The organism is Bordetella sp. N (assembly GCF_001433395.1).
GTDB lineage: Bacteria > Pseudomonadota > Gammaproteobacteria > Burkholderiales > Burkholderiaceae_B > Bordetella_C.
The window spans coordinates 3,986,607-4,008,704 of record NZ_CP013111.1 but is presented as its reverse complement, the minus strand read 5'-3'; the positions used below and the strand labels follow the sequence as shown (position 1 = coordinate 4,008,704).

Below are 22,098 nucleotides of genomic sequence, written 5' to 3'. Positions count from 1 at the left end.
AGTAAATCGCCCGGCCCCGGATGTTTTTCGGGTGCCGGGCGCGATCGTATAAGCGGCGGGCTGCGGGCCGCCCGGCGGATTGCCGGGTCTACCGGGGCGGCGCCCGTCGAATCCAGCCTCTGGAATATCATGGCAAAACGTGACTATTACGAGACTCTGGGCGTCGCCAAAAACGCCACGGACGATGAAATAAAGAAGGCCTACCGCAAGCTGGCCATGAAGTACCACCCGGATCGCAACCCGGACAACAAAGAAGCGGAAGACAAGTTCAAAGAGGTCAAGGAAGCGTATGAAATCCTGACCGACGAACAGAAGCGCGCCGCCTTTGACCGTTACGGTCATGCGGGCGTGGACCCCAATGCGGCTGGCGGCATGGGTGCCGGCATGGGCGGCGGTTTTGCCGACGCCTTTGGCGATATCTTCGGTGAGATCTTCGGCGGCGCCGCTGGCGGTGGCCGCCGTGGCGGCCCGCAGGTCTATCGCGGCGCCGATCTGAAGTATTCGCTGGAAATCACGCTGGAACAGGCGGCCAATGGATTCGATACCGAAATCCGCGTGCCCAGCTGGGAAAAGTGCGATGCCTGCCACGGCTCCGGCGCCAAGCCGGGGACGTCGCCCAAGACCTGCCACACGTGCGGCGGCTCGGGCGCGGTGCGCATGCAGCAAGGGTTCTTCAGCGTCCAGCAGACCTGCCCGACCTGCCATGGCACCGGCAAGGAGATCACCGATCCCTGCGTGTCGTGCGATGGCGTGGGCCGTATTCGCCGCAACAAGACGCTGCAGGTCAAGATTCCGGCCGGTATCGACGACGGCATGCGCATCCGCTCCAGCGGCAATGGCGAGCCTGGTGTCAACGGCGGCCCGTCGGGCGACCTGTATGTGGAAATCCACATCAAGCAGCACAAGATCTTCCAGCGCGACGGCGACGATCTGCACTGCGAACTGACCATCCCGTTCACCTCCGCTGCCCTGGGCGGCGAGCTGCAGGTGCCGACACTGGGCGGCAAGGCCGAGATTTCCATCCCGGAAGGCACCCAGTCCGGCAAGACCTTCCGCCTGCGCGGCAAGGGGATACGGGGTGTGCGCGGCAGCTATCCGGGCGATCTGTATTGCCACGTCGTCGTGGAAACGCCGGTGCGCCTGAGCGAGGAACAGAAGACCATCCTGCGTCAATTCGAAGCCTCGCTGAACGATGGCGGCGACCGTCATTCGCCGCAAAGCAAGTCCTGGACGGATCGGGTGAAGGAGTTCTTCAGCTGATCCCCGCCGCCGGCCAGCCCTGAAATCATCGGAGCTGCCGGTTGCACATGAAAACCTGAGACGGGCGTCACGCCTGCCTCAGGTTTTTTTTCGTCCGCCGGCCGCGTCGCGGAACCGGAGGGCGCGCGGGTCCTACCCATGCAACGGGCATGGCGCGCCACGCTCTTCACCAAGTGATGCAAATCCGAGAAGGACGATAGAAATGAATCATCAAATCCGATATCTGGCTCCCGTGGTTTCCGGTGCCCCCATGCCGGTTTTGGGTGGCGCCTCATTTGGGCAACTGGCCGCCGGTCTTGAACCCTGGTATCCCGCGCGTCCCATCACCCTGGTGCTGGGGGCCGCGCCTGGAGGCGGCGCGGACATTCTCGCGCGCACGCTGATCGAGGACCTCGCGCGGGCGCTGGGCCAGGCCATCAGCATCGAGTACCAGCCCGGGGCCTCGGGCAATATAGGCGCCGCGCGGGTGGCCCGCGCCAAGTGCGATGGCTACACCTTGCTGCTAAGCACTCGGGCGGCCACGCTGCACAAGACGATGTATCCACACATGGACTACGACTTCGCCCGGGATCTGCGGCCCGTCGCCTTGCTGGCGACGATGCCCGTCGCGGTGATCATGGGTAATCATGTCGCCGCCAACAGCCTGGCGGACGCCATCGCGCTGACCCGCTTCAATTCCGGCAGATATGTGTGTGCGTCAGTGGGCATGGGCACGACCAATCATGTGCTCAGCGAGATCCTGAAGACGTCGGCGGGCATGCGATCCCTGCATGTCCCGTATCAAAGCGCCGTGGCCGCCTTGAACGACGTGGTCGCCGGGCTGATCGATTTCTTCTTCACGCCGCTGTCCGCGGCGCTGCCCTATATCAAGGCGGGGCGCGTGCGCGCCATGGCGGTGACCTCACGGCTGCGGGTCGCCGAGATTCCCGACATTCCCACCATCGAGGAAGCCGGCTTTGCCGAAGCGGGCGCGGATGACTGGTACGCCATCCTGGTGCCCACGGGGACGCCTCCGCATGTCATTGCCCGCTTGAACCGCTGCGTGAATCACATCTTGATGGACGAAAGCCTGCGGGCACGCCTGGCGCGGCTGGGCTATATGGCGCCCAGGTGAGCAGGAAGCGGCCCCAGCCGCGCCAGCCGCCGCCTGGCGACGTCCAGTCGTCCCTCCTGTCGCCGCTGGCTGAGCTCGTCACGGAACCTGATTCACGGTTCTGTGCACCCACCGGTCTATTGTGCTGCGTGCCCCGTGACCCATGCAGCCATTTACGAAGTATCGGAGGCAGCAGATGAGTTTCAGCAAGCGTGATCTGGCGGCGTTGATCATGGTGGGCGGTTCGATTCCCACACACGTCTTCGCCGCCGAGAACATCGCGGATTATCCGCAACGACCCATCACTCTCATCATCGGCACGGCGCCGGGCGGCGGCACCGACATCCTGGCGCGCCGCATCGCCGCCCACATGACCGCGGATCTGGGGCAGAAGGTCATCGTCGACTACCGGCCCGGGGCCTCGGGCAATATTGCCGCGCTGGCGGTGGCACGGTCGGAGGCCGACGGCTACACCATTTTCCTCAGCACGCGCGCGGCAACCCTGCACAAGACCATGTACCCGCATATCAACTACGACTATGCGCAGGACCTGGCGCCCGTGGCGCTGGCAGCCAAGATGCCCTTGGTCATCCTGATGGGCAATCACGTCGAAGCCGCCACGCTGCCGGATGCGATCAGCCTGTCGAAGGCGCATCCCGGCAAGTTCAGCCTGGCCACCATCGGTGTCGGCACGACCAACTACCTGCTCTCCCGCATCCTGCAGGAAACCGCGGGGGTCGAGTGGATCCACGTCCCTTATCAAAGCGCGCCGGTGGCGCTCCGGGACGTCATCGCCGGGCGGGTCGATTTCCTCTGCCTGCCTCTGTCATCGGCGCTTGCCCACATCCATGCGGGTAGCGTGCATGCGCTGGCGGTGATGTCGCAGGAACGGGTGGCCGAGGTCCCGGACCTCCCCACCATCCAGCAACTGGGCTACGGCGAAGCGAGCGCGGACGACTGGTTCGCCATCATGGCGCCGGCCAGGACGCCGGAGCAGGTCATCGCGCGCCTGAATCGCTCCGTCAACCGGGCCCTGGCCGCCCAGGGCGAGCGCGAACAGCTGTCGCGTCTGGGCTTCGTCGCACCGACATCGGCAGAGGATCCCTCGGCCCTGGCCACGCTCATCGCGGAAGACACCAGGAAGTGGACCGCCATTCTGGCCGCCTGGCAGATCAAAGGGCTGCAATGACGCGCGCTCCGGCTCCGGTCCGCGCACGATGTTTCGTGGGGGATGACGATGAAACTGGGGAACAGGGAGATGGCCGCGCTGATGGCGGCCCGTGACGGGGCTCCGGCCGGAGCCATGGCAGGAGCGATGGCGGCCAGTCTGGCGCCGCCGTTTCCGGAGCGGCCGATCACCATCGTCGTGGGCTTTCCGCCAGGCGGCGGCGACATGCTCATGGGCGAGATCGCCAGGTACATGGGGGAGGAGCTGGGGCAGGAACTCACCCTCGACTATCGGCTCGGCGCGGCGGGCAACATCGGCGCGGCGTCCGTGGCCAGGTCGGCGCGCGACGGCTACACGATCTTCCTGGCAGGACGTCCGAATATTTTTCATCGCCTCATGTACGACGAGGTCGATTATGACTTCTCCTTCGATCTGGCGCCGGTCGGGATGGTCGCCAGGATGCCTTTCGTCATGGTGACGGGCAAGCATTCGCCGCTGACCAGCTTGAACGATGTCATGGCGCCCGCGCCCACCCATTCTCAAGGCTTTACCTGCGCCTTTTCGGAGATCGGCACCACGTCCCATATATTGGGCGGCTTCCTGCAGCAGACAGTCGGCATCCGATTGGTGAACGCGCCGTATCACGGCGTGGTGGAGGCCCTGGCCGATGTCATCGGCGGTCGCACCGATCTTTTGATTTCGCCCTTGCCCATGGCGCTGCCCTTGATCCGCTCGGGCAACATCAAGCCCCTCGTCGTCATGGCGCGCGAGCGCGCTGCCGCGCTGCCCGCCGTTCCCACCACAGGCGAATTCCGTCTGCCAGGCGCGGAAACCGAAGGCTGGTACGCCTTGATGGCGCCCGCCCGGACGCCGCGGCCCGTCATCGCCACCCTGAACCGGGCCGTCAACGCGGCGCTGGCGCGGCCGGGCCTCAAGGAAAGGCTGGAACAGCTCGCCTATATGCCGGCCCATCCTGCCGACAACACCCCCGAGCGCCTGCGTGCCCATCTCGCGGATGAAACCGAGAAATGGACGGCAGTGCTGATGGACAGGAACATCCATCCGCTGCATTGACGCCGCGCCATATGTCCCGACTGTGGAGTATGAAGATGAGTCCAGGAATAAAGAAATTGGCGGCACTGATACTGGCGGGGAGTTCGGTTCCCGTCGCCCCTGCGGCCGCGGGCACGGAGCCTGTCTACCCGCAACGCCCGGTAACCCTCGTCCTGGGGTTCCCGCCAGGGGGCGCATCCGACCTGATCGCGCGGCACATGGCCGCCTACATGACCCTGGAACTGGGCAAAAAGGTCATTCTTGAATACAAGCCGGGCGCCGCGGGCAATATCGCCGCGGCGGACGTGGCCAGGGCGACGCCCGATGGCTACACGCTTTATCTCGCGGCCCGGCCGAACGCCATCCATCGCATCATGTATCCGCACATCGACTACGACTTCCAGCGCGACTTCACGCCGGTCGGCATGTTGGCGACGGTGCCCCTGGTCATGATCACCGGGCAGCAATCCTCCCTGCATGACTTGCCGGACGTGTTGGCGGCCGCGCGGGCGCAGCCTGGCAAGCTCGTTTGCGCTTCGGGCGGGATAGGCACGACGGAACATCTGTTGTGCGAGGTCTTGAAGAAAGCCGCGCATGTCGACATCGTGCACGCCCCTTATCGGGGCAGCGCGCCGGCGCTGGTGGACCTCATGGCGGGACGTATCGACCTGCAGATCACCCTTGTGCCGGGCGTCATCTCCCAGATCAAATCGGGGGCCGTCAGGCCCATCGCGATCATGGGCAGCCGTCGGATCCCGGCGCTGCCGGACGTCCCGGCCATCGAGGAGTATCTGCTGCCCGGCAAGGAGGGCGAAACCTGGTATGCACTGGTGGCGCCCACCGGGACACCGGCCGAAGTCATCGACCGCTTGAACGGGGCGGTCAACTCGGTCTTGCAGCACCCGACACTCAGACAGGTCATGGCGGACCTGGCCTTCGATTTGCCGGAAGGGCGTAATACGCCCGAGGACCTCAGCGCATTTGTCGACCGGGAGGTCGAGCGCTGGACCGCCGTGCTGCGGGAACGGAATATCGAGCCGGCGCGTTGAGCCCTGGAGCGCCAATAGAGGATGAGAGAGAGGGACGCCGCCGGGGCCGGCGGCGTGTTGTCGTCATGATTCAGCGGAACCTGATATACAGTCGGAGTCTGACAACCACTTTCCTCAAGGAGTCGCCATGCAGGTCGAAGCCCTCAATCAGACCGCGCAGCCCCTGGCTCGCTATAGCCGTCCCGCAGTCGTGCTGCATTGGGTTGTTTTCCTGCTGGTCGCGCTGGCCTTGTTCGCCATCGAGATACGCGGACCGCGCGGCAGCGATTCGCGCACGCTATGGACCGGCATCCACATCTGGGCCGGCTGTACGGTGCTGGTGCTGATGGCGGTGCGCCTGGTGTGGCGGCTCGTGCACGGCGTGCCGGCCGCCGAGGCGGGGGGCGGCTTTCTGGCCCTCTGTGCCCGCGCGATGCACTGGCTGTTCTATATCGTCCTGATCGCCCAGCCGCTGTTGGGAATCCTGATGACGAACATGGCGGGCCGGCCTGTGAGCCTGATGGGAACCGACTGGTCTTTCTCGCTGGTCGGCGCGCATCCTGACCTGCGTCCCGATGTCCGGGCCGCGCATGGGTTCATCGGCAATGCGCTGTATTACCTGATCGGCCTGCACGCGCTGGCCGCGCTGTGGCATCAATTCATCCGGCGCGACGGCACCCTGCGCAAAATGCTCTAGGGCACCACCGGCGCCGGCCGGGTCTTAGCCGCGGACGTAATAGACGCGCATGGCCTGCTGGCGCTGCGCGCCGTCCAGCACCTTGATGGTCACCGTACGGGCAACGAAGCCGTCCGGCAGCTTCAGGCCGCCGCTCATGTGCTGATAGCGGTCCAGGTCCAGGGGGATGGCGTCGGGGGCGATGGTGTCGATGCGGCCGTTCGGATAGCGGCCTTCAACGGCGAACTGCACGGTGCCCTTGAAGGGAGCGCCGGCCTTGGCGTTATCGCGCATGATCAGGACTTGATAGCCAAGCTGACCGGGCTCGCGCGTCAACAGGGCGGAGCGCACACCGATGTTGCTGCCACGCGGATCGGGCGGAATGGCTTCCTCGAACAGCTGCAGGTCCTTGTTCAGGGCCGTGATCTGCTGCTGCGCCTGCGCCAGGTCGGTGGTCAGCTTGCCGTGCGTGCTGCGTGCGGAATCGCGCTGCTGGCTGGCTTCCTCAAGCTGCCCTTGCAGGCGCTGGCGGTCCAGGTTGGCGGCGCTGAGTTCGCTGTGCAATTGCTCGGATTGCTCGATGGTCAGACGCTGCGGACCGTAATTGGTCTGCAGGAAAAGGACACCGCCAGCACCCAGCCCGATGCCCACCAGCAGCAACACGAGCCAGCGCGGCATGCGCCGTGAACGCTTGCCGGGCTGATATACCGAGGGTTTGAAAACAGAGCGCTGCGACCGTCCGAACATCCCATCCGTCCAAAAAAACTGTGTTTCGTGCAAGGAACGCAGGCTGGCATACGCCAACCGCGCCCATTCGAGGCGCTACAGGATACCTGTTAAGGCCTGTGTACAGGCCCATCGACAAGCATCGTTGCCCTCATTGATATTGTGAAATACTCAGGGTTCCCAAGTATTTCGACCCGCGGACGTCATGAATCCGTGGCCTTGGCGGCCCGGGCCGTCAACATTGTGTCCAGCTCGGCCAGCCGCTGGGGCGTACCGACATCGACCCACTTGCCGTCATGCCGCGCCCCCCGGGCCGTGCCGCGCCCGATGGCGTCGACCAGCAACGGGGCGAGCCTGGCAGGCATGCCCGACTGCAGGCCCGTGAACAGGCTGGGATGGTAGACGCCGATCCCGGCATAGGTCAAACGGCGCCCGCCTGCCGCGGCCAGGGTGCCGTCGTCCAGCAAATGGAAATCCCCCTGGGGATGATGCTCGGGGTTGTCCACCATCAACAGCCATACCTGGCCGCCTGATGCTTCCAGCAGCTCGGCTTGCGCCTTCGCGCAGGCGGGGTCCCAGTCGCACCACACGTCGCCATTGACGACCAGGAAGGGTGCCTGGCCCAACAGCGGCAAGGCCTGGGCGATGCCGCCAGCGGTTTCCAGGGCCTGGGCTTCAGGCGAATAGCGCAGACGCGCGCCGAACGCCGCGCCGTCGCCCAGGGCGGCTTCGATGCGGTCGCCCAGCCATGCATGGTTGATGACGATGTCGGTGATGCCGGCCGCGACCAGGCGGCGGATGTGCCAGACGATCAGCGGCGCGCCGCCGACTGACAGCAGCGGCTTGGGCAGGGTGTCGGTCAGCGGGCGCATGCGTTCGCCGCGGCCGGCCGCGAGGATCATGGCGCGCAGGCCGGTCTGGCCCATGGCGGCTGGTCCCATCAGAACGTGTAGCCCACGACGGGCTGGCGGTCATCCAGCTTGTCCAGCAGGCGCAGCAGGGGCGTGAAGACGCCATAGCGCGCCGCGACCTGGCGGACGTAAGTGTTTACTCTCGGGATATGGGCGAGGTAATTGGCCTTGCCGTCGCGGTGGTGGAGGCGGGCGAAGACCCCCAGGATGCGCAGGTTGCGTTGCAGACCCATCCACTCGTAGGCACGGTGGAAATCGGCAAAATCGGCCTCCACCGGCAGGCCGGCGGCACGCGCCATTTCCCAGTAGCGGATGGCCCAGTCCAATTGCTGCGGCTCTTCCCAAGTGGTGCGGGCGTCCGTGACCAGCGAAGCCAGGTCATAGGTGATGGGGCCGGCCAGCGCGTCCTGGAAATCGATGACGCCGGGATTCGGGCCGTAACGGTCTTCATCGCAGACCATCAGGTTGGGCGAGTGGAAGTCCCGGTGCACCAGTACCGGCGGCTGCGCGCCGTTGCTGGCGGACAGCAGGGCGAAGATCCGGTCCAGGTCCTGGCGGGTCTTGTCGTCCAGCTGCATGCCGTGATGGCGGTCGACGTACCACTCCGGGAACAGCTCCAGTTCGGTAGCCAGGCGGGCGGTGTCGTAGGCGGGCAGGTCGGTGGTGGCGGACTGTTGCAAACGCACCAGGGCCGCCAGGGCCTGCCGATATAGCGTCTGCAGTTCCGTGTCCGGCAAACCGGCCTGGATCCGCTGGTAATACGTCTGGCGGCCAAGGTCGGTCAGCAGCAGCAGGCCCTGCGCCAGCTCCTGGGCAAGGATACGCGGCACGTTCAGGCCGGCGTCGTCCAGCAGGCCGGCGACGTGGATGAAGGGGCGGCAGTCCTCCTGTTCGGGAGGGGCGTCCATGACGATAAGGCTGCCCGCGGCGGCATTCAGGCGGAAGTAACGGCGGAAGCTGGCATCGCTGGATGCCGGCGCCAGGGAGGCGATGTCCAGGCCCAGTTCGGCGGGCAAGCTGCGCAGCCACAGACGGATCTGGTCCTGGCGGGGATCGGGTGTCGAGTTCAAGAGGAGGCGACCTGGAGGAAAAATGCTGTTTTAATCGCGTATCCCGCCATTTTACGGGCGGGTCGCGCCGTCACGCGGCTTCTCTATAATACCGGGTCGCCGCGGTGGGCTCCTGGGACGTGTTTGTCCGTTCCATGCCCGACCGTCATCCTCTTTTTTTCAGGTTTCTTCATACGTGCGCATGGTCCGGTGGTCGATCCTAATCCTTGCTGGCGCGGCCGCGGCCGCCCAGGCGCAAGTCCCGGCGGACTCATCCGTCAACGATTGGAGCAAGACTGCGTCCAAGAGCATGGGCAAGCAGAATGCCAAGGCCAAGCCGCCCAAGGCCGCTCAGCCCGCGGCCAATTCCGTGCAGGTCATGGGCTTGAAGGACAGCACCGGCTTGCGTAGCTCCACGGGGTTGCGCCGGCATCAGGTCGATGGCGACAACCTGGCCGGCTACATGCAGGCCGACAATATCGACGGTGATCCCGATTCCAACGTGACGTTGACGGGCAACGCCGAAGTGCGCCGGATGGACACCATCATCAAGGGCGACACGGTCAAGTACCGTCGCGCCGAAGGCGTCGCCACCAGTGAAGGCCATGCGCGCCTGCTGCGCGATGGCTCGCTGGCGATCGGCCCGGCCATGAGCTACAACGTCGACACGAATACCGGTGCACTGACCAAGCCCGATTTCTGGCTCGGCGCCACCGGCGGCCGCGCGCAGGCCGAGCACGCGGACCTGTTCAGCCGTTCGACCATGCGGCTGAACCAGGTTACCTATACCGCCTGCTCCTGCGACAACCCGGCCTGGTACATCAAGGCCTCGTCGATCGACCTGGATTTCGACGAGAACGAAGGTATGGCCCGCAACGGCGTGCTGTATTTCAAGGACACGCCCATCCTGGCTTGGCCTTACATGACCTTCCCGGTCAAGAAAGAACGTAAGTCCGGTTTCCTGGCGCCCACCTATGGCACGACCAGCCGCAGCGGTTTCGACCTGCAGGTGCCGTACTACTTCAACCTGGCGCCCAACTACGATCTGACGTTGACGCCGCGGGTGCTGAGCAAGCGGGGCGAGCAGCTTGGCGCGGAGTTCCGCTACCTGGGGCCGACGTATACCGGTACCTTGATGGGAACCTATCTGTCCAGCGACCGCACTACCGGCGAGAGCCGGTACCTGTACAGCACCAAGCATTTCCAGAACCTTGGCAACGGCTTCTACACCAGCTGGAACATCTCCGGCGTGTCGGACGGCGATTACTTCCGCGACTTCACCTCCATCGGGGTGAACGACGCTGCGCAGACCTACCTGCCGCGCCAGGGCATGGTCGGCTGGAACAATCAATACTGGCAGTCCTATGTGCAGGTCTACAAATATCAGACCCTGCAGGATCCGGATGCGCCCATCCTGCCGCCCTACGACAAGGTGCCCGAGCTGTCCTTGAGCGGCCAGCGCTATGACCTGAACGGTTTCGACCTGGAGTACACCAGCACGGCGACCCGCTTCTCGCGGCCGATCTTCCAGGACACCCATAACGGGCCCGACGGCGATCGCCTGCAGATGTATCCCACGCTGGCTTATCCCATCGTGCGGCCGGGCTGGTACATCACGCCCAAGGTCGGCTTGAATTTCACGCAATATCAGAACACCAACTGGCACCCCGGGGATAACTCGGGCTTCGGGGCAGGCGCCTACGACTATCGCAGCAGCGCGTCGCGCACCTTGCCCATCATGTCGCTCGATGCGGGCATGACCTTCGAGCGCGACACCACGCTGTTCGGCAAGTCGTCGATCCAGACCCTGGAGCCGCGCCTGTTCTACCTGCGGGTGCCGTATCGCGACCAGTCGAAGATGCCCGTCTACGATACGTCGTTGTCGGACTTCAGCTTCTCGCAGGCCTTCGAAGAGAATATCTATAACGGCGGCTGGGACCGGATCGCCAATGCCAATCAGCTGACCGCGGCCTTGACCACGCGCTGGCTGGACGCGGACACCGGTTTCGAACGCGCGTCCTTGGCGGCCGGCCAGCAGTTCTACTTCGAAGACCAGAAGGTCACGCTGCCCAACGAGCTGCCGCGCAGCGATGTGCGTTCCGCGTATCTGGTTGCCGCCACCGCGGCGTTGACCGACACCCTGTCGACGACCGTCGAGGGGCAGTGGAATCCCTACGATTCGCGTTGGTCGCGCGGCCTGGTGTCGGCACGCTGGTCGCCGCAACGGGCGACTTCCGTGTCGCTGTCTTACCGCTACACGCGCGATCCTCAGACGACCACGGGTTACACCAACTACCAGCCTGCCGGCCAGAACCAGATCAGCCTGGCCTTCCAGTGGCCGTTCACCAGCCGGTGGTCGGGCGTGGGCCGCGTCGACTACTCGATGCGCGGCGGCGACGGGGTGGTCGACCCCTACACTGGCGAGCCCGCCCAGCGGCGCGTCACTCAGGCCATCGCCGGGGTGGAGTACAAAGGCGATTGCTGCTGGACCGGACGCTTCGTGTTCCAGCGTTACGCCGTGTCGACCACCGACGTGAACAATGCTTTCTTCTTCCAGCTTGAACTGACGGGCCTGGGCTCCCTGGGTACCGACCCGCTCAAGCTGATGAAGAAAAATATCCCGGGCTACGAGCAGACCACGCCGCCCGTGCAGCCCGGTACGAGTTTTGAAAGGTACGAATGATGCATAGTGTGTTTGCCCCCCGTTCCGCCTGGCGCGGCATCCTGTCCGCCGCTTTGTTGGCGATCTATGCCGCGACGCCGTCGCCGGCATGGTCGGCCGATACGCCCGCCAATGCCACGTCCAGGACGCAGGCCAAGACGCCGGCCAAGTCCGCCACGCCAGCGCGCGGCAAGCCCGCCGAAGCCGCGGCGCCTGCCCCCCAGCCTGAGCAGTTTGCCGATGGCATCGCGGCGGTCGTCAACAAGGACGTGATCACCTTGCGTGAAGTCCGCGACGCGACCCTGGCCGCGACGGGCGAACTGGCGCGCAACAAGATCCAGCCGCCGCCGCAGGATGTGCTGCAGCGCCAGGTTTTGCAGCGTTTGATCATGCAGCGCCTGCAGCGCCAGGAAGCCGCCCGCCTGAATATCAAGGTCGACGGGGCCACGGTCGACCAGGCCATCTCGACCATTGCCGCCCGCAACAAGATCCCGATGGATGCCTTGCGCAAGGAAGTGGAGAAGAGCGGCATCACGTGGGAGCAGTACCGCCGCAATATTTCGGATGAGGTGCTGTCCGATCGCCTGCGCACCCGCACGGTCGATTCCGGCATCGTGATTTCCGACGCGGAAGTCGATGCCTATCTGAAAGAACAGCAACGTCGCCGGGGCGGTGCTCCGGCCGCCGGGCCGATCGCGCAGGCCGCACCCGAGGCGCAACAAACCGCCGCCGCGGCGTCGGATCGCGTGGCCCTGGCCCAGATCCTGGTGCGCGTGCCGGACGGTGCGACGACGGAACAGGTGGCCACCCTGCGCAAGAAGGCCGAAGACATCCTGGCTCGCATCAAGGGCGGCGCCGATTTCGCCAGCGTGGCGGCCGCCACGTCGGACGGCCCGGAAGCGCTGCAAGGCGGCGCCATGGGTGTGCGGCCGCTGGACGGCTGGCCCGACCTGTTCGTGCGCGCGATCGGTAATGTCCCCCGGGGGCAGGTCAGCGGCATCATCCAGAGCGGCAACGGTTTCCACATCCTGAAGGTGCTGGATCGCGCCAATGGCGGGTCCGCGCCGGCACCGGCGCCCGCGCCGCAACAGGCCATGCCCCAGCAACCAGGCGGCCCGGCGCTGCAGCAGGGCCCGATGCAAGTGACGCAGACGCATGCGCGCCACATCCTGATCAAAACGTCGGCGGTGGTCAATGACGCACAGGCGCGTCAGCGCCTGGAGCTGCTGCGCCAGCGCATCGTGTCGGGCGGCGAGGACTTCGCCGTCCTGGCCCGGCAGAACTCCCAGGATGCCACGGCGCCGCAGGGCGGTGACCTGGGCTGGTTGAGCCCCGGCGAAACCGTGCCGCCCTTCGAAGCCGCGATGAACGGCTTGAAGGTCAACGAGATCAGCGAACCGATCCAGTCGCCTTTCGGCTGGCACCTGATCCAGGTGCTCGAACGCCGCGAGAAGGACGTCGCCGACGAGATGCAGCGCATGCAGGCGCGCCGCATCCTGTTCGAGCGCCGCTCCGAGCCGGCCTTCGAGGATTGGCTGGATCAACTGCACGATCAGGCTTATATCGACAACCGTCTTGAAAAGCAGGTCCAGCGCGACCGCGCTGACCGTTGATCGGGCGCGGACGTCGTTCATGACCCGACATCAGGCTCGCAAACGTTTCGGCCAGCATTTCCTGGTCGATGAAAGTGTGGTGGATGGCATCGTGCGGGCCATCGCGCCCGGACGCGACGACCGGTTGGTGGAGATCGGCCCCGGCCTGTCCGCGCTGACCGCGCCCTTGTTGCGCCAGGCGGCGCGGTTGACGGTGGTCGAAATCGACCGGGATCTGGCGCAGCGCTTGCGCGGCCAGTATCCGGCCGAGCGCCTGACCGTGGTCGAGGCGGATGCGCTGACCGTGGACTTCGCGTCCTTCGGCGAAGAGCTGCGGGTGGTCGGCAATCTGCCCTACAACATCTCCAGTCCCCTGTTGTTTCATCTGATGGCAGCGGCCGATCACGTGCGCGACCAGCATTTCATGTTGCAGCGCGAAGTCATTGACCGCATGGTGGCGCATCCTTCGGCGCCCGACTATGGCCGCCTGTCGGTCATGCTGCAGTCGCGCTATCGCATGGAAAAGTTGTTCGACGTGCCGCCTGAAGCGTTCGATCCCCCGCCGCGCGTGGTGTCGGCCGTGGTGCGCATGGTGCCTCTGCCGGCCGACCGTCCGCGTCCGCAAAGCGACGCGGCGTTGGAGCAGGTGGTGGCCAAGGCGTTCGCGCAGCGCCGCAAGATGCTGCGCCGTGCCTTGGGCGAGTGGGCCGCCGTGATCCCGTGGGACGACCTGGGTATCGCGCCGACCGCGCGGGCCGAGGAAGTATCCGTGGAGCGCTTCATCGCGCTGGCCGACGTGTTGCAGGCAGCCGGCCTGGTCGGACCGTCGCGTCCGCATAGCGCCGAGCTGGACGGTTGATCTTTAGCGGCCCGCCAGAAACAAACGCGTCACATCGCGGGCCCGCTCCGCCAGCAACTCCGCCGCGCGGGCGCAGGCCTGGTCCAGGGTGATCGGTCCAGGCGCCAGGCTGAAGGCGGCGACGATGCCGACTTCGTTCAAGCGTTCATAACCCGCGCCCAGCGATCCGGCCAAGGCCACCACCGGCACGCCGGCGGCCTTGCCGATGCGGGCCACGCCGGCCGGCGTCTTGCCGTGCAGGGTCTGTTCATCCATACGTCCTTCGCCCGTGAAGGCCAGATCGGCGCCTTGCATGGCGGCCGCCAGGCCACCCAGTTCCGCCACCAGCTCCACACCCGGCCGAAAGTGCGCGCCCAGGAAGGCGTGCGCGGCATAGCCCAGACCGCCGGCGGCGCCGGCACCCGGCGCGTCGCGTTCGTCGCGGCCCAAAGTGCGGGCGCAGAGATCGGCGAACACCCCCAAGGCCGCATCCAGTTCAGCCACCTGGGCGGGTGTGGCGCCTTTCTGCGGGCCGAATACCGCGGACGCGCCCTTGGGGCCACACAAGGGGTTGTCGACGTCACAAGCCACTTCGATGCGAACGTGGGCCAGGCGTGGATCCAGGCCGCTGGTATCCAGGGTTGCGGCTTGCGCCAGACCGCCGCCACCCGGCGTCACCGGGCTGCCGTCGGCGGTAAGGATGCGCAGGCCCAGGGCCGTCAGCAGGCCCGCGCCGGCGTCATTGGTGGCCGACCCGCCCAGGCCCAGGATGATGCGTTGCGCGCCCGCGTCCAGGGCGGCGCGCAGTAACTCGCCCACGCCGTGGCTGGTGGCGCGCAGGGGATCGCGGCGCGCCGGCGGAACCTGTTCCAGGCCGGCTGCCGCGGCCATCTCGATGACGGCGGTATGGGGTTCGACCCAGCCCCACGCGGCGTCCGCCGGCTCGCCCAGGGCATCCTGCACGCGGGTGTGGCGCCATTCGCCGTGGGTCTGCCCATCGCCCTGGCTGCGCATCGCCGCCAGCACCGCGTCCACCGTCCCTTCGCCGCCGTCGGCCATCGGGATGCAGACGATCTCCGCGGCGGGGCAGGCTTCGCGTACGCCCCGCGCGATCGCGGCGGCGGTTTCAGGCGCGGACAGGCTTTCTTTGAAGGAGTCGGGAGCGATGACGATTTTCACGTGCGGTCTCGTAGCGCGTTCAGGAGGTCGAAGATGTGGCTGGCCGCCACATCATACCTGCGGCGCGGGCCGACATTCGCCTAGCCGAAAAACCAGTAGCACACGGCGATCGATGCCAGCACACCGGCCAGGTCGGCCAGCAGGGCACAACCTACCGCGTGGCGCGCGCGGCGTATGCCGACGGCGCCGAAGTACACGGCCAGGACATAGAAGGTGGTCTCGGTGCTGCCCTGCATGGTGGCGGCCAGCAAGGCAGGAAAACTGTCGGCGCCGAAGTGCGACATGGTGTCCAGCATCATGGCGCGGGCGGCGCTGCCGGAGAAGGGCTTGACCAGGGCCGTGGGCAAGGCGTCGACGAAGCGCGTGTCCCAGCCGGCCGCGTGGGCCAGCCAGCGGATGCCGTCGAGCGTGAACTCCAGCGCGCCCGACGCGCGCAGCACGCCGACGGCGCACAGCATGGCCACCAGATAGGGCAGCAGGTCGCGGGCGATGTCGAAGCCTTGGCGCGCGCCCTCGATGAAGCTGTCGTACAGCGGCACCTTCTTCCATGCGCCCGCCAGCAGGAACGCCATGATGATGCCGAACAGGGTCAGGTTGCCCAGCAGCGAAGACAGCGCGTTGATGGCGCTGGCGGAAAGCCCGGCCAGGATGGCGCAAAAGCCGCCCAGCAGCAGCGCCGTGCCGACCAGCCACGCCAGAACGACGGGGTCATGCAGGCGCAGGCGCTGGCAGAACGCCACGGCCAGCAGGCCGGTCAGGGTGGACGCGCAGGTGGCCAGCAGGATGGGCAGGAAGATCAGGGTGGGATCGCTGGCGCCTTGCTGGGCGCGGAACATGAACAGCGTCACCGGCAACAGCGTCAGCGACGACGCATTCAGCACCAGAAAGAGGATCTGTGCATTGCTCGCGCGTTCGGGTGAGGGATTGAGCGATTGCAATTCGCGCATGGCGCGCAGGCCGATAGGCGTGGCGGCATTGTCCAGCCCCAGGCCGTTGGCGGCGAAGCACAGGGTGATCAGGCCGACTGCCGGGTGGCCGCGCGGCACTTCGGGCATCAGGCGGGCGAACAAGGGACTCAGCAGGCGCGCCAGGCGCTCGACCAGGCCGGCCTGCTCGGCGATGCGCAGAAAGCCCAGCCAGAGGGTCAGGGTGCCGAACAGCAGCACCATGATCTCCACCGACAGGCGTGCCATGTCGAACAGCGCGGCGATCATGGCGGCGAACACTTGCGGCTCGCCGCCCACCCAGCGCGTCAGGGCCGCGACGGCAGCCACGACGAAGAAGGCCAGCCAGAGCCGGTTCAACATGCGTGCGGGCTCCGTCCGGTGGGCGTCATGCAGTGCTCATCATGCGGCGGGATGTCCTTGCGGCAGGGCCGTCAGTCGTCGCTGTTGGGATCGAGATGCGGGAACAGGACTTCCGTGTAACCCAGCTTGGTCAGGTCGGCCATGCGGGTCGGATACAGGCGCCCGATCAGGTGGTCGCACTCATGTTGCACGACGCGCGCGTGGAAACCGTCGGCTTCCCGCTCGATGGGCGTACCCGCCGGATCGAAGCCGGTATAGCGGATGTGGCGGTAGCGCGGCACCAGGCCGCGCAAGCCGGGCACCGACAGGCAACCTTCCCAGCCTTCTTCCATCTCGTCGCCCAAGGGGGTGATGACGGGATTGCACAGAATGGTGCGGGGCACCGCCGGCGCGTCCGGATAGCGCTCGCTGCTGTCGAAGCCGAAGATGACCAGTTGCAGGTCGATGCCGATCTGCGGCGCGGCCAGGCCGACACCCCCGGCCGCCGCCATGGTCTCGAACATGTCTTCGATCAAGGCGTGCAGCTCGGGTGTGTCGAACGCCTGCACCGGCTGCGCCACGCGCAGCAGGCGCGGGTCGCCCATCTTGAGGATCTGATGAATCATGTCAGTCGTTGCGGCCGCTGCGCTGGATGAATTCGATCTTGTAGCCGTCCGGGTCCTCGACGAAGGCGATGACGGTGGTGCCGTGCTTCATCGGGCCGGCTTCACGCGTGACCTTGCCACCGAGCTCGCGGACCTTGTCACAGGTCTCGTAGGCGTTCGTGACCTCCAGCGCGATGTGGCCGTAACCGTTGCCGAGATCGTAGCTGGGCGTGTCCCAGTTGTGCGTCAGTTCCAGCACGGCGCCGTCTTCTTCGTCCTGATAGCCGACGAAGGCCAGCGTGAACTTGCCGTCCGGATAGTCCTTCTTGCGCAGCAGGCGCATGCCCAGTACCTGGGTGTAGAACTCGATCGACTTTTCCAGATTGCCGACGCGCAGCATGGTGTGGAGGATACGCATGGGGGGGCTCCTTGTACAAAGCGCTATTGTAGGACCAGCAGATGATAAAGCCATGGCCCGGGTCCGCCGCGGCGGCGGGTGTCCGGGCGGGACTCAGAATGTCGGCAGCGAGGCCGGGTCGTGGCGGCGCAGCACGTCGCGGGCTTTTTCGTAATCGGGCAGGATGTGGCCCACTTCCGCCCAGAAGTTGCTGCTGTGGTTCATCTCGCGCAGATGCGCGAGCTCATGCGCGATGACGTAATCGATGATGGCGGGCGAGAAATGGATCAGCCGCCAGTTCAGCATGATGTGGCCGTCGCTGGTGCATGAGCCCCAGCGCGTGGCCGCGGAAGACAGCCGCCAGCGCTTGATCTTCAGGCCGCTGGCTTGCAGGAAATGGCCCAGCCGCGCGCCGAACAGGACCCCGGCACGCTGCTGCAGCCAGGCCTGGGCGGCGTCGCGTATGCGCGGACCGTCGGCGTCGGCCGGCAGGGTCAGGCGCAGCAGGTCGCCGTCCTGCGGCTGGTCGGCATCTCCCGCCAGGGCGGAATGACGGTCGTTCGAGCCCAGGGCGATGGTGATCCGCTTGCCCAGGTAGGGCAGGACGCCGCCGGCCTGCCAGCGTGTTTGCGACAGGGCCAGCTGTTCCTTGCGGTCATGCCAGGCGCGCAGCTTGGCAAGGATCCAGCGGCCTTTTTCCAGCACGGCCTCGTCGATCTGTTTCAAGGTGACCCAGTTCGGCGCCGTCACGCGCAGGCCATCGTCGCTGACCACGAAACCGATGCTGCGGCGGCGCGAGCGCAAGAGCACGAAGCCGATAGGCTGCTGCGGCGCCTCCACGACGCGCCAGCGCGCGCCATCGGGCAGCGTGGGCGGGCAGGGCGTGGGAATCTGCAGCAGGGGGCTGGACGGGGCCAGGGAAAAGCCCTGGCCAGGGCCGCCCGTGCGGGGGCCGTCCTCGCGGACGGTGCCGGTATCCGAGCCGGAACCGGCATCCGTGTGCTTGCCGTTGTCCGGGACGCGTTGCGGCACCTCGGCCCCGTCGCGGGCCAGCGCCGCGGGCTCGTCAAGCGCGCCGGCATCGTCTGCCGGCGCACTGAACAACAATTCGAGCTGATTATTCCGCGCCATACCTTTCAGGGTTGAGGCGACGCATCTCGCCTTCTATCCATTCCTGGACCTGACGATTCAGTTCCTCGGGAGTCTTGCCTTGCGATTCTATCGCGGGGCCGATGCTGACCGTGATCAGGCCCGGCCGCTTGATGAAGGCGTTACGGCGCCAGCATTCGCCGGCGTTGTGCGCGATGGGGACCACCGGTGCGCCCGTGCGCGAGGCCAGCAGCGCGCCGCCCATCTTGAAGCGGGCTGTCTTGCCGGGCGCCACGCGGGTGCCTTCGGGGAACAGCAGCGGCCAGCGGCCTTCCTCCAGGCGCATCTTGCCCTGGCGCACCACCTGTTCGAAAGCATCGCGACCCTTGCTGCGGTCGATCGCGATCATGCGCAGCAGCGCCAGACCCCAGCCGAAGCAGGGGATCCAGTGCAGCGAACGCTTGTAGACGAAGCAGACCTCGCGCGGTGCGTGCGCGGGGAAATAGAGGGTTTCCCAGGCCGACTGGTGCTTGGACAGCAGGATGGCGGGCCCATCGGGGTAGTTCTCCGCGCCGTGGACGCGCCAGCGGATGCCGCAGATGACGCGCGCACCCCAGATGGCCAGGCGCGGCCAGCCCACGGTCAGCCGGTAGCGCCAGTGCTGGGGCAGCGGCGCCCACAGGATGCAGGCCAGGGCATAAGGAATGACGGTGACGGAAAGGAACAGCAGGTAGAGCAGGGAGCGCAGGAAATCCAAGATTTCAGGCCTCCCCAAGCAGGATGTCGGCGACGGCGGCAAGGTCGTCGGCCACGCGGGTGCCGTCCGGCAGTCCGCCCTTGGCCATGGTCTTGATGCCATTGCCCGTCTTCACCAGCCAGGGCGAGCAGCCCATCGCCGAACAGGCCTGCAAATCGCGCAGCGAGTCGCCCACGGCCGGCACGCCGGCCAGGTCGACGTCGTAACGGTCGGCGATCTGCCGGTACATGCCGGGCAACGGCTTGCGGCAGTCGCAGCCGTCTTCCGGCAGGTGGGGACAGATGAAGATCGCGTCGATGGCGCCGCCGGCGACGCTCACTTCGCGCCGCATCTTGGCGTGGATGGCGTTGAGCGTGGCCATGTCGAACAAGCCACGGCCCAGGCCGGACTGGTTCGACGCGACCACCACCGTCCAGTCAGCCTGGCGCAGGCGCGCGATGGCCTGCAGCGAACCGGGCAGGGCGATCCATTCGTCGGGCGATTTGACGAAGGCGTCGCTGTCCTGATTGATGACGCCGTCGCGGTCGAGGATGATCAGTTTCACTGGGCCAGCCTGGAAATGTCCGCCACCTTGTTCATCAGGCCGTGCAACTGGCCCAGCAGGGCCAGCCGGTTGGCACGCACGGCCGGGTCGTCGGCCATGACCATGACATCGGCAAAGAAGGCGTCCACCGGTTCGCGCGCGGCGGCCAGGGTGCTCAGGCTGCCGGCGAAGTCGCCAGCATCGAACTGGGCCTGGGCGCGCGGGCTGAGGTCGGCGATGGCCTGAGCCAGGGCCTGCTCGGCGGGTTCGGACAGCCGGGCCGGGTCCAACGTACCGATGCCGTCCTCGGCTTTCTTCAGCAGGTTGCCGACACGCTTGTTGGCGGCGGCCAGGCTGGCGGCCTGCGGCAGGGCGCTGAAGGCGGTCACCGCACGCACCCGCGCCGCGACTTGATGCAGCGGGGGCGCCAGGGCAATGACGGCCTCGACCGAGTTGCGGTCGAAGTCGGCGGCCAGCTGGTTGCGATAGCGCTCGAAGATGAAGGCGCGCACTTCGGCGACGGCATTCTTGAGGTCAGCCGGCGCGATCTGGCTGGCATCGAAGGTGGCCGCGGCCAGGTCCAGCACGCCGTCCAGGGTCAGGGGGCCGTTTTCGCTGGCTTTCAGCAGGCCACCGGCGGCCAGTTGCTCGAAGGCGCTGATCAGGCCCAGGGCGGCGCGGCGCAAGCCATAGGGATCGCGTTCGCCGGTCGGCGCCAGGCCGATGCCCCAGATACCGACCAGCGTTTCGGCGCGCTCGGCGACGAACAGGATGGCGGCCGTCAGGCCCGCCGCGTCGACCGGCGTGTCCATGCGGTTGCGGTACTGGCCGCGCAGGGCCGTCACCACGTCGTCCGGTTCGCCGTCGGCCTGGGCGTAATACGCGCCCATGATGCCTTGCAGCTCGGGGAACTCGCCCACCATATTGGTGCCCAGGTCGGCCTTGGCCAACAGGGCGGCGCGGTCGGCGTTGTGCGGGTCGACATTCAAGGCGGTGGCGATGCCGCGCGCGATGGCGCGCACGCGCTCGACGCGCTGCAACTGGCTGCCCAGCTTGTTGTGATAAACGATGCTGCCCAGTTGCTCGACACGCGCGGCCAGCGGGGTCTTGCGGTCCGTGACGAAGAAGAACTGCGCGTCGGCCAGGCGCGGGCGCACCACGCGCTGGTTGCCTTCGACGATGTTGACCGGATCGTCCACCTGCATGTTGCTGACGATCAGGAAACGATGGGTCAGCTTGCCGGTCGCGGGCGAAAACAGCGGGAAATACTTCTGGTTCAACCGCATGGTCAGAATCAGGCATTCCTGCGGCACGTCGAGGAACTGTTCCTCGAACTGGCCCCGGTAGACCGTGGGGTGTTCGACCAGGGCAGTGACTTCGTCCAGCAGGGCCTCGACTTCAGGGTCGTCGCCCAGGATGGCGCCCAGCTCGCCGGCGTGCGCGTCGAGCTGGCGCTGGATGTCGGCGCGGCGGATATCGAAGTCGGCGATGACCTTGCCTTTCTCCAGCAGCTGCGTCGTGTAGCTGTCGGCATCGGGGATGGTGATTTCGCCCTGGCTCATGAAGCGATGGCCCAGCGTCTTGCGGCCGGCAATCAGACCCAAGGTCGCCACCGGCACGATGTCGGCGCCATACAGCGCCACCAGGCGGTGGGCCGGACGCACGAATTTCACCGTGGTCTGGCCGTCGGCCAGCTGGTAGCTCATCACCTTGGGAATGGGCAGGCCGGCGATGGCGGCATCGATGGCTTCTTGCAAACCGGCGGCCAGGGCCGCGCCGGGCGCCTTGCCGCGCGCCACCAGGACGTCCTGCTTGCCGTCGGATTCACGCGCCAGGGTGGCGGGATCGATGTGCTCCAGACCCTTGGCGGCCAGCTTCTTCAGCAGCGCGGGGGTGGCCTTGCCGTCCGCGTCCAGGCCGATTTTCACCGGCATCAGCTTTTCGGCATAGTCCTGGTCGGGCGCCTGCGCCAGCACGGCCGACAGGCGTACGGCCAGGCGGCGGGGCGTGGCGTAGGGCTGCACCGAGCAGTCGGCGGCCAGCAGGCCGCGCGCGGCCAGGGTGGCGCGCACGCCTTCGGCGAAGGCAACACCCAGCTTGCGCAGGGCCTTGGGCGGCAATTCCTCGGTCAGCAGTTCGACCAGGAGGGGGCGGGAGTTCGAGGTCACTGAATCGATCGGCTTGGTGGCAGTGTCAGGGGTAGTCG

20 protein-coding genes are annotated in these 22,098 nt (G+C 66.5%); 9 read left to right on the top strand and 11 right to left on the bottom strand.

What is annotated here, in order from left to right:
• Positions 1–129 precede the first annotated feature (129 nt).
• From dnaJ to ASB57_RS17055, 6 genes are all read left to right on the top strand, one after another.
• On the top strand, positions 130–1,260 hold the full coding sequence (dnaJ, locus tag ASB57_RS17080) for a molecular chaperone DnaJ (RefSeq protein ID WP_057653309.1): 1,131 nt from the start codon (positions 130–132) through the stop codon (positions 1,258–1,260).
• A gap of 202 nt (positions 1,261–1,462) precedes the next feature.
• Positions 1,463–2,374: a tripartite tricarboxylate transporter substrate binding protein gene (locus tag ASB57_RS17075; protein ID WP_057653308.1), complete on the top strand. Its 912-nt coding sequence runs from the start codon at positions 1,463–1,465 to the stop codon at positions 2,372–2,374.
• A gap of 175 nt (positions 2,375–2,549) precedes the next feature.
• Entirely contained in the window at positions 2,550–3,542 is a 993-nt protein-coding gene (locus ASB57_RS17070; RefSeq protein ID WP_057653307.1) for a tripartite tricarboxylate transporter substrate binding protein, read from the top strand.
• A 48-nt stretch (positions 3,543–3,590) separates the two neighbouring features.
• The gene (locus ASB57_RS17065; RefSeq protein ID WP_197424744.1) at positions 3,591–4,595 is read left to right on the top strand and encodes a tripartite tricarboxylate transporter substrate binding protein; all 1,005 of its coding nucleotides are present in this window, start codon (positions 3,591–3,593) and stop codon (positions 4,593–4,595) included.
• Positions 4,596–4,630: 35 nt separating this feature from the next.
• On the top strand, positions 4,631–5,623 hold the full coding sequence (locus ASB57_RS17060) for a tripartite tricarboxylate transporter substrate binding protein (protein ID WP_197424742.1): 993 nt from the start codon (positions 4,631–4,633) through the stop codon (positions 5,621–5,623).
• Between the two features lie 127 nt (positions 5,624–5,750).
• Positions 5,751–6,299, top strand: a complete 549-nt coding sequence (locus tag ASB57_RS17055; RefSeq protein ID WP_057653304.1) for a cytochrome b — start codon at positions 5,751–5,753, stop codon at positions 6,297–6,299.
• A gap of 24 nt (positions 6,300–6,323) precedes the next feature.
• On the opposite strand, the gene ASB57_RS17050 is transcribed toward ASB57_RS17055, so the two are convergent.
• The 3 genes from ASB57_RS17050 to ASB57_RS17040 form a co-directional block, all read right to left on the bottom strand.
• Positions 6,324–7,025 (bottom strand): DUF6776 family protein, encoded by a 702-nt coding sequence (locus ASB57_RS17050; protein WP_057656218.1) that lies wholly within the window; start codon positions 7,023–7,025, stop codon positions 6,324–6,326.
• 182 nt (positions 7,026–7,207) lie between these two features.
• The gene (gene murU, locus ASB57_RS17045) at positions 7,208–7,915 is read right to left on the bottom strand and encodes an N-acetylmuramate alpha-1-phosphate uridylyltransferase MurU (RefSeq protein ID WP_057656217.1); all 708 of its coding nucleotides are present in this window, start codon (positions 7,913–7,915) and stop codon (positions 7,208–7,210) included.
• A 29-nt stretch (positions 7,916–7,944) separates the two neighbouring features.
• Positions 7,945–8,985: an aminoglycoside phosphotransferase family protein gene (locus ASB57_RS17040; protein ID WP_057653303.1), complete on the bottom strand. Its 1,041-nt coding sequence runs from the start codon at positions 8,983–8,985 to the stop codon at positions 7,945–7,947.
• 175 nt (positions 8,986–9,160) lie between these two features.
• On the opposite strand from ASB57_RS17040, the gene ASB57_RS17035 reads away from it, so the two are divergent.
• Genes ASB57_RS17035 through rsmA form a run of 3 tightly spaced genes read left to right on the top strand, consistent with a single transcriptional unit; the run spans position 9,161 to position 14,077 of the window.
• Positions 9,161–11,647, top strand: coding sequence for an LPS-assembly protein LptD (locus ASB57_RS17035; protein WP_057653302.1), 2,487 nt, complete (start codon positions 9,161–9,163; stop codon positions 11,645–11,647).
• Positions 11,644–13,239, top strand: a complete 1,596-nt coding sequence (locus ASB57_RS17030; protein WP_231755175.1) for a peptidylprolyl isomerase — start codon at positions 11,644–11,646, stop codon at positions 13,237–13,239. The genes ASB57_RS17035 and ASB57_RS17030 overlap by 4 nt, the downstream gene beginning before the upstream one ends.
• 19 nt (positions 13,240–13,258) lie before the next feature.
• Complete coding sequence (rsmA, locus tag ASB57_RS17025; RefSeq protein WP_057653301.1) at positions 13,259–14,077, top strand: 16S rRNA (adenine(1518)-N(6)/adenine(1519)-N(6))-dimethyltransferase RsmA; 819 nt, start codon at positions 13,259–13,261, stop codon at positions 14,075–14,077.
• A 3-nt stretch (positions 14,078–14,080) separates the two neighbouring features.
• On the opposite strand, the gene ASB57_RS17020 is transcribed toward rsmA, so the two are convergent.
• The 8 genes from ASB57_RS17020 to glyS all read right to left on the bottom strand — a co-directional run bounded on the left by ASB57_RS17020 (position 14,081) and on the right by glyS (position 22,060).
• A complete protein-coding gene (locus ASB57_RS17020) occupies positions 14,081–15,235 on the bottom strand; it encodes a glycerate kinase (protein WP_057653300.1) in 1,155 nt (384 codons plus the stop codon).
• 80 nt (positions 15,236–15,315) lie between these two features.
• On the bottom strand, positions 15,316–16,542 hold the full coding sequence (locus ASB57_RS17015; RefSeq protein ID WP_057653299.1) for a nucleoside recognition domain-containing protein: 1,227 nt from the start codon (positions 16,540–16,542) through the stop codon (positions 15,316–15,318).
• A gap of 71 nt (positions 16,543–16,613) precedes the next feature.
• A complete protein-coding gene (gene def, locus ASB57_RS17010) occupies positions 16,614–17,147 on the bottom strand; it encodes a peptide deformylase (protein ID WP_057653298.1) in 534 nt (177 codons plus the stop codon).
• Between the two features lies 1 nt (position 17,148).
• Positions 17,149–17,544, bottom strand: a complete 396-nt coding sequence (gene gloA / locus ASB57_RS17005) for a lactoylglutathione lyase (protein ID WP_057653297.1) — start codon at positions 17,542–17,544, stop codon at positions 17,149–17,151.
• Between the two features lie 93 nt (positions 17,545–17,637).
• Positions 17,638–18,654, bottom strand: coding sequence for a M48 family metallopeptidase (locus ASB57_RS17000; RefSeq protein ID WP_082621668.1), 1,017 nt, complete (start codon positions 18,652–18,654; stop codon positions 17,638–17,640).
• Complete coding sequence (locus ASB57_RS16995; RefSeq protein ID WP_057653296.1) at positions 18,641–19,369, bottom strand: 1-acyl-sn-glycerol-3-phosphate acyltransferase; 729 nt, start codon at positions 19,367–19,369, stop codon at positions 18,641–18,643. Before ASB57_RS16995 ends, ASB57_RS17000 begins: the two co-directional genes overlap by 14 nt.
• A 4-nt stretch (positions 19,370–19,373) precedes the next feature.
• Positions 19,374–19,913: a D-glycero-beta-D-manno-heptose 1,7-bisphosphate 7-phosphatase gene (gmhB, locus tag ASB57_RS16990; RefSeq protein WP_057653295.1), complete on the bottom strand. Its 540-nt coding sequence runs from the start codon at positions 19,911–19,913 to the stop codon at positions 19,374–19,376.
• Positions 19,910–22,060, bottom strand: a complete 2,151-nt coding sequence (glyS, locus tag ASB57_RS16985; RefSeq protein WP_057656213.1) for a glycine--tRNA ligase subunit beta — start codon at positions 22,058–22,060, stop codon at positions 19,910–19,912. The genes gmhB and glyS overlap by 4 nt, the downstream gene beginning before the upstream one ends.
• Between the last annotated feature and the right edge of the window lie 38 nt (positions 22,061–22,098).